The sequence below is a fragment of the Sphingomonas sp. SRS2 genome (genome assembly GCF_000971055.1).
In the GTDB taxonomy this organism is placed as follows: Bacteria; Pseudomonadota; Alphaproteobacteria; order Sphingomonadales; family Sphingomonadaceae; genus Rhizorhabdus.
The window spans coordinates 1-10524 of sequence record NZ_LARW01000157.1 but is presented as its reverse complement, the minus strand read 5'-3'; the positions used below and the strand labels follow the sequence as shown (position 1 = coordinate 10524).

General features: G+C 64.9%; 13 protein-coding genes and 1 pseudogene. 6 read left to right on the top strand and 8 right to left on the bottom strand.

The features are described 5' to 3' along the window. The coding region (locus WP12_RS22390; RefSeq protein WP_327196245.1) for a TolC family protein at positions 1-731 on the bottom strand (731 nt) is incomplete at its 3' end. A 186-nt stretch (positions 732-917) separates the two neighbouring features. On the opposite strand from WP12_RS22390, the gene WP12_RS22385 reads away from it, so the two are divergent. Next, positions 918-1556: a TetR/AcrR family transcriptional regulator gene (locus WP12_RS22385; protein WP_046195860.1), complete on the top strand. Its 639-nt coding sequence runs from the start codon at positions 918-920 to the stop codon at positions 1554-1556. Positions 1557-1610: 54 nt separating this feature from the next. Here the strand turns inward: WP12_RS22385 and rpsD are convergent, their stop codons facing one another. Then, positions 1611-2225, bottom strand: coding sequence for a 30S ribosomal protein S4 (rpsD, locus tag WP12_RS22380; protein ID WP_046195863.1), 615 nt, complete (start codon positions 2223-2225; stop codon positions 1611-1613). Between the two features lie 213 nt (positions 2226-2438). On the opposite strand from rpsD, the gene WP12_RS22375 reads away from it, so the two are divergent. Then, positions 2439-2750, top strand: a complete 312-nt coding sequence (locus tag WP12_RS22375; protein WP_046195859.1) for a chorismate mutase — start codon at positions 2439-2441, stop codon at positions 2748-2750. Here WP12_RS22375 and WP12_RS22370 read toward each other — a convergent pair. The 6 genes and pseudogenes from WP12_RS22370 to rpiB form a co-directional block, all read right to left on the bottom strand. Beyond that, positions 2747-3583: a sterol desaturase family protein gene (locus WP12_RS22370; RefSeq protein ID WP_052730577.1), complete on the bottom strand. Its 837-nt coding sequence runs from the start codon at positions 3581-3583 to the stop codon at positions 2747-2749. The two genes, WP12_RS22375 and WP12_RS22370, sit on opposite strands and share 4 nt — an antisense overlap. A gap of 33 nt (positions 3584-3616) precedes the next feature. Beyond that, on the bottom strand, positions 3617-4327 hold the full coding sequence (locus tag WP12_RS22365; RefSeq protein WP_046195861.1) for an RNA methyltransferase: 711 nt from the start codon (positions 4325-4327) through the stop codon (positions 3617-3619). Positions 4328-4474: 147 nt separating this feature from the next. Continuing rightward, a pseudogene (locus WP12_RS26380) lies at positions 4475-4663 on the bottom strand (GIY-YIG nuclease family protein); the annotation flags it as partial. 107 nt (positions 4664-4770) lie between these two features. Next, positions 4771-5235 (bottom strand): transcriptional regulator NrdR, encoded by a 465-nt coding sequence (nrdR, locus tag WP12_RS22360; RefSeq protein WP_046195858.1) that lies wholly within the window; start codon positions 5233-5235, stop codon positions 4771-4773. Between the two features lie 43 nt (positions 5236-5278). Beyond that, the gene (gene glyA / locus WP12_RS22355) at positions 5279-6595 is read right to left on the bottom strand and encodes a serine hydroxymethyltransferase (RefSeq protein WP_046195857.1); all 1317 of its coding nucleotides are present in this window, start codon (positions 6593-6595) and stop codon (positions 5279-5281) included. Beyond that, positions 6592-7050, bottom strand: a complete 459-nt coding sequence (gene rpiB, locus WP12_RS22350; protein WP_046195856.1) for a ribose 5-phosphate isomerase B — start codon at positions 7048-7050, stop codon at positions 6592-6594. The genes glyA and rpiB overlap by 4 nt, the downstream gene beginning before the upstream one ends. A 179-nt stretch (positions 7051-7229) precedes the next feature. Between rpiB and WP12_RS22345 the strand changes: the two genes are divergently transcribed. The 4 genes from WP12_RS22345 (at position 7230) to WP12_RS22330 (ending at position 10260) form a co-directional block, all read left to right on the top strand. Beyond that, on the top strand, positions 7230-7706 hold the full coding sequence (locus WP12_RS22345; protein WP_046195855.1) for a hypothetical protein: 477 nt from the start codon (positions 7230-7232) through the stop codon (positions 7704-7706). Between the two features lie 32 nt (positions 7707-7738). Further along, positions 7739-7999, top strand: a complete 261-nt coding sequence (locus tag WP12_RS22340; RefSeq protein WP_046195854.1) for a hypothetical protein — start codon at positions 7739-7741, stop codon at positions 7997-7999. Between the two features lie 218 nt (positions 8000-8217). Next, entirely contained in the window at positions 8218-9267 is a 1050-nt protein-coding gene (ada, locus tag WP12_RS22335; protein WP_200894582.1) for a bifunctional DNA-binding transcriptional regulator/O6-methylguanine-DNA methyltransferase Ada, read from the top strand. Between the two features lie 72 nt (positions 9268-9339). Next, positions 9340-10260 (top strand): EamA family transporter, encoded by a 921-nt coding sequence (locus tag WP12_RS22330; RefSeq protein ID WP_046195852.1) that lies wholly within the window; start codon positions 9340-9342, stop codon positions 10258-10260. Positions 10261-10524: the final 264 nt, after the last annotated feature.

Here is a 10524-nt window from a genome sequence, read left to right as displayed (position 1 = left end):
CTGGCGAGGGCGGGGCGGGCAATCGTCAGGCCCCGGTCGGGGCCTGCGCCGATCAGCGCGGCTATCTGGTGACGCGTCGTCGCGATTGCTTCGTCGGTGGCGGCAAGATCGGCGCGCGCCTGCGGGACCGAGGCATCCGCCTGCTTGAGCTCGGCACGAGTGTCGAGGCCGCTCCTGACCCGGTCTGAAACCAGCCGCTGCGTCGCAAGGCGCAGATCGACCGCCGCCGCCAGCACGTCACGTTCGGCATAAAGCCGAGCGAGATCGGCATAAGCCGTGGCGATGCCGGTGGTCAGCATCAACCCGGCCAAATCCTGTTCGATGCGGGCGGCTTCGGCTTCGGATATCGCCGCGGCGAGCTGGGCTCGGTTGCGTCCCCAAAGATCGATGTCGAAAGCAAGGTTGAGGCTGGCCTGTCCGACATCCTGCCAGCCGCTGGGCACGAACTGTGGCGGGATGCCGAGGTTCTTGCTTTGCTTTTCGAGCCCCGCCTGTGCCCTGGCGTCGACTGACGGCAGCAGCGCCGCGCCGGCGGCCTGAGCCATGCCCTGCGCCATGCGGAATCGCGCTGCGGCGATGGCTGCGTCGGGGGAGCCGCGTAGCCCTTCTTCGATCAGCGCCGTGAGCTGGGCATCACCATAGTCGCGCCACCATCCGCCGGCGGGCCACGCAGCGGCTGTGGCATCGCCCGCCAATGTCCGTTCGGCCGCTACGCTGGGCGCCGACCGCAAAGCCGGCCTTGCGCCGAGATCGGGGGCGGCGGCGCAGGCTGACAGGCAGGCGAGGAGCCCAAGCGATACGGCTAAGTGGGAGCGACTCGATATCATCTTTTAAAACCGTACTGCCCGGTATTGTTTTTGCCATGTGCGCCCCGCTTACCCTCTTGTCAATGTAAAAATGTACCATATAGTACGGTTATGAAATTGGAGCATGATAAGCCCGCCCTGGGCCGCCGCGAGGCGCGACGGATCGATCGCCGCGACGCGATCCTGGCGATCGCGGCCACGTCCTTTATGGAGCAAGGCTATTCGGCGACGAGCATGTCGGCGATCGCCTCGGCGGTCGGCGGGTCAAAGGCGACGATGTGGAATTATTTCCCGTCCAAGCAGGCGCTGTTCGAAGCAGTGCTCGAACGGGCGACGTCGGCTCACCATGCGGAAATGACGTCATTGCTCGATGCCAGCGGTGGTCTGGAAGAGACCTTGCGGCGCTTCTGTCTACGCTTCGTGCAGAAGATCACCTCGCCGCCGGCCATCGCCCTGCACCGGCTCGTCCATGCCGAGTCGGGACGTTTTCCAGAGGTTGGGCAGATTTTTTATGAGCGCGCTCCAAAGACGGCCCATGCCATGCTCGCAAGGTTCCTTGCTGCGGCGATGGATCGGGGGGAGCTGCGGTCGGCCGATCCGATCCGCGCGGCCAGAACGCTGGTCAGCCTGTGCATGTCGGGCGTGCATCAACAAGTGTTGCTGGGCCTGATCGAGACGCCACCACCCGAGCTCGTTACGATCGACGCCGAAGCCGCGATGAACTTTTTCCTGCGCGCCTATGCGCCTTGAACGAAAAAGGGCGACCCGAAGGCCGCCCTCTGTCTTGTCCCGATGGGATCCGGATCAGCGCGAATAGAATTCGACGACCAGGTTCGGCTCCATCTTCACGGCATATGGCACCTCGTCGAGCGTGGGCACGCGGACATAGGTGACCTTGGTGCCGCCATCGGGCGTGATATATTCGGGAACATCGCGCTCGGACAGGCCCTGGGCCTCAAGCACCAGCGCCATTTCCTGCGCCTTCGAACCCAGCGAGATCTCGTCGCCCGGCTTTACCAGACGCGATGCGATGTTGCACTTCACGCCGTTGACGCGGATGTGGCCATGGCTGACCAGCTGGCGCGCGGCGAAGATCGTCGGCGCGAACTTGGCGCGAAAGACGACGGCGTCGAGGCGGCGCTCGAGCAGGCCGATCAGGTTCTGCGACGTATCGCCCTTCATGCGCGAAGCGGCGGTGTAGTTCTTCTTGAACTGCTTCTCGGTGACGTCGCCGTAATAGCCCTTGAGCTTCTGCTTCGCCTTGAGCTGCAGGCCGTAGTCGGAGACCTTGCCCTTGCGGCGCTGACCGTGCTGGCCGGGGCCATATTCACGCTTGTTGACCGGGCTCTTCGGGCGACCCCAGATGTTCTCGCCGAGACGGCGGTCGAGTTTGTACTTGGCGCTATGGCGCTTCGACATGATGTCTTCCTTCAATCGCTACAACGTTGCCCGTGACCGCCGAAGCGGGACGGGGTCGATCCCGGTATTTCGCTCTGCTTGGTCACCACCAAATTTCTCTGGGGAACGGCAGGGCCACCACTTCACCGGGATGTGGGGCCGATTGCGAAGGCGGGCCTATGGCGGCGAAAGGGCGGATAGTCAAGCCTGCCCGACCGCGCTAAAGCCCCGGACATGACCGACAAAAATCCTGTTCCCGCCGCCGAATGCACCGAAATGCACCAGGTCCGCGCCGCGATCGATGGGCTCGACACGCTGATCGTCAGCCTGCTCGCCGAGCGGATGCGCTACATCGAGGCAGCCGCGCGTATCAAGCCGAATCGCGAGAATGTCCGTGACGAGGTCCGCAAGGCCGAAGTCATCGCGCATGCCGTAAAGGTCGCCAGCGACCGGGGCTTCCCGCCCAGGCTCGCCTATCGACTCTACGACATGCTGGTCGAAGGATCGATCGCGCAGGAACTCGAGCTGTTCGACGCCGGATCCTAAGCCTGATCCTTGGCGGGCTTGTCCGCCGGGGCGTCCTCATATCGTGCGGCGATCAGCACTTCGGGCTGATTCTCCGGGGCGATCCCATAGCTTGGCGGCCAAACGCCCTTTGGCGCATGAAAGGTGCCGAACAGCCGGTCGTAGACCGGCAGGATCGCAGCATAATTATGATTTACATGATCGTCGCGCGAATGATGCCAGTGATGGAAATGCGGCGTCGATACCACATGGCCGAGCCAGCCGAGATTCCAGCGGATGTTCGAATGGATGAAGAAGGCCCAGACCGCGCCAGCGAACAGCGCGTATAGCGGGATCGCGCTGCCCGATCCCGAGCCGACGGATCCGAAGCCCAGTACGACCATCAGGGTCAGCCCCGCCATGCGGGTGAAGATGATGTCGATCGGATTCGCCCGGCTGTTGATCAGCCAGTCCATCCGGACCGGATCGTGATGCGTGGCGTGAAACCGCCAGAGCCACGGTACCTCGTGCATCGCCCGATGCGCCCAATAGGAGCCGAAATCGCCGACGACGAAGGCGAAGATGATCTGCAGCCAGATGGGCAGCCCCATGATCCAGATATAATAGCCGTCGGGCACGAAATATCGCGCCGTCGATGCCGCCACCGCGAGCGGAAACGCCAGCACCACGGTCGGGATCAGCGTGGTCGTGTAATAATAGACGAGATCGATAAGGAGCTGAGGACGCCGGGTCGGCTGGCGATGTAGCGGAAAGATCCGCTCCAGCGGGATGAACAGCGCAGCTAGCAGGAAGAGCCAGATCGTCTGGCTCAGCGCCATCTTCACGATGTTTGGCAGGCCTTCGAACATTTCCATCGGCCCGACCCATAGGCCGATCCGCCGAAATTGTCACCGGCGGTTGCGGGGTTTCTCCAGCGCGCTCAGCACGCCGCGCACGGTTCGGGTTTCCTGTTCGTTCCAGCCCGGTTTCGTGAACAATGTCCGCAACATCCGCTTCGTGGTCGGCGTACGGTCGGGGGGAAAGAAATAGCCCGACTCTTCCAGCACCCGTTCGATATGGCCGATCAGGCCTTCCAGCTCGAACTGCGACGCGGGCGGATCGATATCGACCGTCGGCGGCGACGCGAGATTTTCGCCCTTCGACCATTCATAGGCGACCAGAATGACCGCCTGGGCGAGATTGAGGCTGCCGAACTCGGGATTGATCGGCACCGTGATGATCGTCCGTGCGAGCGCCACATCGTCGGTATCGAGCCCCGACCGCTCCGGCCCGAACAGGATTGCCGTGCGGCTGCCTGCCGAACGAATGTCGGCCGCGGCCTGCTCGGGGGTGACGACCGGCTTGGTGACGCCGCGCTTGCGGACCGTGGTGGCATAGACCTGCGCGCAGTCGGCGGTCGCTTCGGCGACGCTGTCATAGACCTGCGCCTTTTCCAGCACGATGTCCGCGCCCGATGCGGCGGGGCCGGCGTCGGGGTTGGGCCAGCCATCGCGGGGGCTGACGAGACGCAATTCGGTCAGCCCGAAATTGAGCATCGCGCGCGCGGCCTTGCCGATATTCTCGCCCAGTTGGGGGCGGACCAGGACGATGATGGGCATGGGTCCTTTTGCACCTCGCCCCTCCCGCTCATCCTGAGGAGAGGCTGAGCTTGTCGAAGCGCCCCCACGAAGGACCCCCGATTTCCCGGCCAACCGCGATGTCGCTGCCCAACTGCCGTCAATGAGGGCCTTCTTCTTCAACCTCGACCAGCCTTTTATCCGTCGTTCGGCTGCAAAGGCCTGATCCCGTTCGGCGAACTCTTCCGACCAGACCAGAGTGACCGGGCGGCGTTCGTGCGTATAGCCCGGGATAGCGCCCGACTGATGCTGCGCAATCCGGGCGTCGATGTCATCGGTGTGACCGACATAGAAACTGTCGTCGGCGCAACGGAGCATATAGGCCCAGAAACTCACGGGCGGTCCTTCGATACGGGTCTTCGACTTCGCTCAGCCCCTACTCAGGATGAGAGGGAGAGAAAAGAGGGTGTGGATCGGGGGCTGCCTCAGCCGTCCTTGCCGGCGTCGCTCACCGCGCCCGCGAACTCCTCGAAGTCCTTGGCTTCGCGGAAATCCTTATAGACACTGGCGAAGCGGATATAGGCGACGCTGTCGAGCGCCTTGAGGCCGTCCATCACCATGCTACCGACCGCGTTGGCCGGAATCTCGCTGTCGCCGCTGGTTTCGATCTGGCGCTGGATCGCGGTGGCGAGGCGTTCGATCCGGGCGGGATCGACCTGGCGCTTGCGGCAGGCGATCTGGATCGATCGTTCGAGCTTCGACCGGTCGAACGGTTCGCGCCGTCCTTCGCTCTTCACCACGGTCAATTCGCGCAGCTGAATGCGTTCGAAGGTGGTGAAGCGCGCGCCGCACCCTTCGCATTGCCGCCGCCGCCGGATCGCCGCCCCATCGTCGGTGGGGCGGCTGTCCTTCACCTGGCTGTCTTCATGGGCACAGAACGGACAGCGCATTATCGTGCCTTACAGGCGCGGCATCCGCATGAGCGGATCACCATCAAAGCTCAGGATAGATCGGGAAGCGGTCGCACAGCGCCTCGACCCGCTCTTTGACATGCGCTTCGGTCTGGCCGTTGCCCTCCGGGCCATTCTTGGCGAGACCGTCGAGCACATCGGCGATCATGTCGGCAATGTCGCGGAACTCGGCGGGGCCGAAGCCGCGCGTTGTGCCGGCGGGTGATCCGACGCGGATGCCGCTGGTCTTGACCGGCGGCAGCGGATCGTTCGGCACGCCATTCTTGTTGCAGGTGATGCCGGCGCGTTCCAGCGCTTCGTCGGCATCGCGGCCGGTGACGCCGATCGGGCGGAGGTCGACCAGCGCCAGATGCGTGTCGGTGCCGCCCGAGACGAGATCGGCGCCGCGTTCTTTGAGGCGCGCCGCGAGCACCTTGGCGTTCTCGACAACGGCGGCGGCATAAAGCTTGAAGTCGGGCTGCAGCGCTTCACCGAAGGCGACGGCCTTGGCGGCGATGACGTGCATCAGCGGGCCGCCCTGAAGGCCTGGGAAGACCGCCGAGTTGATCTTCTTCGCGATCGCTTCATCGTCGGTCATGATCATGCCGCCGCGCGGGCCGCGCAGCGTCTTGTGGGTCGTGGTCGTCACGACATGGGCGTGGCCGAACGGGGTGGGGTGCACGCCGCCGGCGACGAGCCCCGCGAAGTGCGCCATGTCGACCATGAAGATCGCGCCGACTTCATCCGCGATCGCGCGGAAACGAGCGAAGTCGATGTGGCGCGGATAGGCCGAGCCGCCGGTTATGATCAGCGTCGGCTTATGCTCGCGGGCGAGCGCCTCGACCTGATCGAAATCGATGCGGTGATCGTCGGGACGGACGCCGTACTGGATGGCATTATACCATTTGCCCGACATCGCCGCCCGCGCGCCGTGGGTCAGGTGGCCGCCGGCATCGAGGCTGAGACCCATGATCGTGTCGCCGGGCTTGGTCAGCGCCAGCATCACCGCGCCGTTCGCCTGCGCGCCCGAATGCGGCTGGACGTTGACGAAGCCGCAACCGAACAGCTGCTTGGCGCGGTCGATCGCCAGCTGCTCGACGACGTCCGACGGGTGGCAACCCTGATAATAGCGCTTGCCGGGATAGCCCTCGGCATATTTGTTGGTGAACACCGAACCCTGCGCCTCGAGCACCGCCTTGGAGACGATATTCTCCGATGCGATCAGCTCGATCTGCTTCTTCTCACGGGTGACTTCCGCCTGGAGGCCGCCGAACACCGCCGGATCAGCCTGCGCCAGGCCGCGCGTGAAAAAGCCGTCGGGCTGAACGTCGGACAGATTGGCGGCCGGATTGCTGCTCATGCGGGTTCCTTGTGGAAGCGGGGGTGGGTGAGTTTGTCGACGCGCCGCGCATGGCGGTCGCCGCCAAAGGCCGTCGAAAGGAAAGCGGTGATGCAGGCCCTGGCCTGCTCGATGCCGATCAGCCGCGCGCCGAGCGCGATGACGTTGGCGTCGTTATGCTCGCGCGACAGCCGGGCGGAGAGGACTTCGTTGACCAGCGCGCAGCGGGCGGCGGGGTGCCGGTTGACCGCGATCGAGATGCCGATCCCCGAACCGCACAACGCGATCCCCTTGCCGGCCTCGCCCGCAGCGATCGCCTCGGCGATACGGTAGCCATAATCGGGGTAGTCGACCGATGCGCTACTATCGGAGCCGAGGTCGAGGACCTCATGGCCTTCCTCGCGCAGCCAGGCAACAAGCATGGCCTTGAGGTCGAAAGCGGCATGATCGGATGCGATGGCGATAGTCTCGGCCATATCCTGTCCAGTGCTGACGAGTCGGGTGTTGGCCGGTCTCTAGGGCCCAAGCCCGATTATCGCAATGTGCTACTGCGATATGTGTATGGAGGACCAGGCCGCGCATCTTTGCGGTTGACCCGGCGGGCGATGACCTCTTGAACCGGTGAAGGTATTTTGACCCGTATGGGAGTTGATCGATGAAGATGCGCACATCCGCCGGCCTGGCCATGATCCTGTTGCTGGCTGCCTGCGCCCGCGGCGAAGACGCGCATCCGATCGACAATGTGACGGTCGCGGACAATGCCGCGATCGACGACACGATCGACGAGGCCGATGCGGTGGCCAATGGCAGCGAGGCCGCACTGCCGACCGATGCCTGGGTCGGCAAGTGGATCGGCGTCGAGGGACTGGTGCTCGACATCCAGCCGGCGGGTGAGCGTGGACGCTATGTGCTGAGCGTGACCCTGCTCGACGGAACCAAGAGCTATGACGGCACTGCCGATGGCGACGCGATCCGCTTCACCCGCGATGGCCGGCCCGAAAGCATCCGCGTCGCCACCGGCGACCAGACCGGGCTCAAATGGCTCGCGGGCAAGCAGAATTGCCTGATGATCCAGCAGGGCGAGGGTTTCTGCCGCGACAACGCCGCGACTCCGCTCGCCGGCCAGTCTTGAAATAAAGCCGTTTCGCGATTAGTGGCGCGGGCATGACCAAGCCCGTTCCGCTGATGTCCGCCGAGGAATTTGCCGATCGCGCGCGCGGGATCGTCGAGACGATGCGCGGCCATGTCGCGCATCGTGCGATCGATCTGCTGACCAACGACGTTCTGCGCGGCCTGGGCTATGGCGAGGGCATCGAGATCTTCGAGAATGCGGTCGGCCATTGGCACGAGGCCGACTTCATCTATCCGCACAGCGGCCCCTGTCCAGACTGCGAGCGCGAGGCCGAGGCGCGCGCCGCCGCCTGAGCACAGGCGGTACCACTCATTCGTCGTCATTTCAGCGAAAGTTGGAATCTCCCTTTTCTTGACCATCGCATAGCGGGAGCGAAGGCGATGAGATCCCGGCTTCCGCCGGGATGACGAGGGATGCTGGGGCTTTCGATTTGAAAGCAAGCGGCGGGAAGCATGGCCGGCAGGTCGATGCCACATGATCGCATGATGATTTTATGCGAAGGATGCCGGCCATGACCCTGACGATAGACGATCCCCGCTGGCAGGCGGTGCTGACGCGCGACGCGAAAGCGGAGGGACGTTTCGTTTATTCGGTCGCGACGACCGGTGTCTATTGCCGCCCCGCCTGCGCCTCGCGGACCCCTAATCCGCGAAACGTTGCCTTTCATGCCGATCCCGGCGCGGCGGAGGCGGTGGGTTTTCGCCCGTGTAAGCGTTGCCGTCCGAACGAGGCGCCGCTGGCCGATCGTCAGGCCGCACTGATAGCGGCGGCATGTCGCCGGATCGAGGCGGCCGAGGAACCGCTTTCACTCGGCGAACTATCCGATGGCGCGGGCCTCAGTCCCCACCATTTCCATCGGCTGTTCCGTGCCATCACCGGCCTGACCCCGAAAGGCTATGGCGACGCCGAACGCGCCCGCAAGGTCCGTGAGGCGCTGGGCAGCGGCGCGCAAGTGACCGAGGCGCTCTACGATGCGGGCTTCGGGTCGAGCGGCCGCTTCTATGCCGCGGCCGACGAGGCGCTGGGCATGCGGCCCGCCGCCTATCGCAGGGGCGGCGCGGAGATGGAGATACGCTATGGCATCGGCCAGTCCTCGCTAGGCCGGGTGCTGGCGGCGTCCAGCGATCGGGGCATCTGCTCTATCATGCTGGGCGACGACGATTCGGCGCTGGTTGGGCTGCTCGAAAGCCGCTTCCCCAATGCGCGGCTGATCGCGGCTGACCCCGCTTTCCAGGATAGCGTGGCGCAGGTGGTCGCGATGGTCGAGGAGCCGGCGCGGGGTCTCGCGCTGCCCCTCGATATTCGCGGGACGGCCTTCCAGCGGCGGGTCTGGCAGGCGTTGCAGGCCATTCCGCCGGGCGAGACGCGCAGCTATGCCGAGCTTGCCCGTGCGGTCGGCGAGCCCAAAGCCGCCCGCGCCGTCGCCGCCGCCTGCGCCGCCAACAAGATCGCCGTCGCGGTGCCCTGTCACCGGGTGGTGCGCGGCGATGGCGCGCTGTCGGGGTACCGCTGGGGCGTCGAACGCAAGCGCAACCTGCTGTCGCGTGAAGCGGGCGGATGACCAGCACGAGCGTGACAATGTAGTGTTATTGTCTGGATGGTCTTGCGGGCCCGGGGCCGATATTCCTGCCTGATGAACGCCGCTCCCACGCATCTGCCTCTGCGGCATGTCCTGCTCGCCCTGGCGGTGGTCGTGGTGTGGGGCACGAACTTCGTGGTGATCCGGCTCGCGCTCGACGAACTGCCGCCCTTGCTGTTCGCCACGCTGCGTTTCTGTTTCGCGCTGCTGCCTGCGGCCTTCTTCATACGGCGGCCGCAAGTCTCCTGGATGTCGCTCGCGGCCTATGGCGTGCTGATCGGCTTCGGCCAGTTCGGGCTGCTCTATATCGCGATGAACGGCTTCATCTCGCCGGGGCTCGCCTCGCTGGTCGTGCAGAGCCAGGTCTTCTTCACCATCGGCCTCGCGATGGTCTTCAGCGGCGAACGGGTGCGCCCTTTCCAGATCATCGCGCTGGTGATGGCAACAGTCGGCATCGGCATCATCATCGAACATGGCGACAGCAGCGCGACCCCGCTGGGCCTGGGCCTTGTCCTGATCGCGGCGGCGAGCTGGGGCGCGGGCAATCATATCGCCAAGGCGAGCGGAGCCACCAACATGCTCGGCTTCGTCGTCTGGGCCAGCCTGTTCTCGATTCCGCCGCTGTTGATCGGCTCGCTGGTCATGGAAGGCTGGCCGGCGATCACCGGCGCCATCGCGCAGGCCGGCCCCGAAGCCTGGGCGGCGGTGCTCTGGCAATCGGTGGGCAATACGATGTTCGGCTATGCCGCCTGGGGCTGGCTGCTGGCGCGGCATCCCGCGGCGGCGATAACCCCGATGGCGATGCTGGTGCCGGTGTTCGGCATGAGCGCGTCCGCGCTACTGCTGGGCGAGGCGCTGCCGGTGTGGAAGCTCGCGGCGGCGGCGCTGGTGATCGGCGGGCTCGCGCTCAATGTGTTGTGGCCGCTTGCGGCGCGGCTTCCCGGCTATCCCTGGCGGCGCGGGGCGGCGAGCTGAGGCGACACTTGCGACGGTTTCGCACGCTAATATTTCAAAGCAGCATCATGCTATTTCCCGGCCGACAATCGCGGGCAAAGTTCAGCTTCTAGGCAACGGTCATCCGTTGCTTAGGAGACTATATATGCCCAGCCTCAACATGGTCGCCGCCAGGACCGTCCTGCTCTCGCTCTGCGTTGCCGATGCCTTCGTTTTTCTGACGCTGCTGGTGCCGAAGAATTAAGCGCATCGGCGATGCTGCTTGACTCACCCCCGATGGAAGGG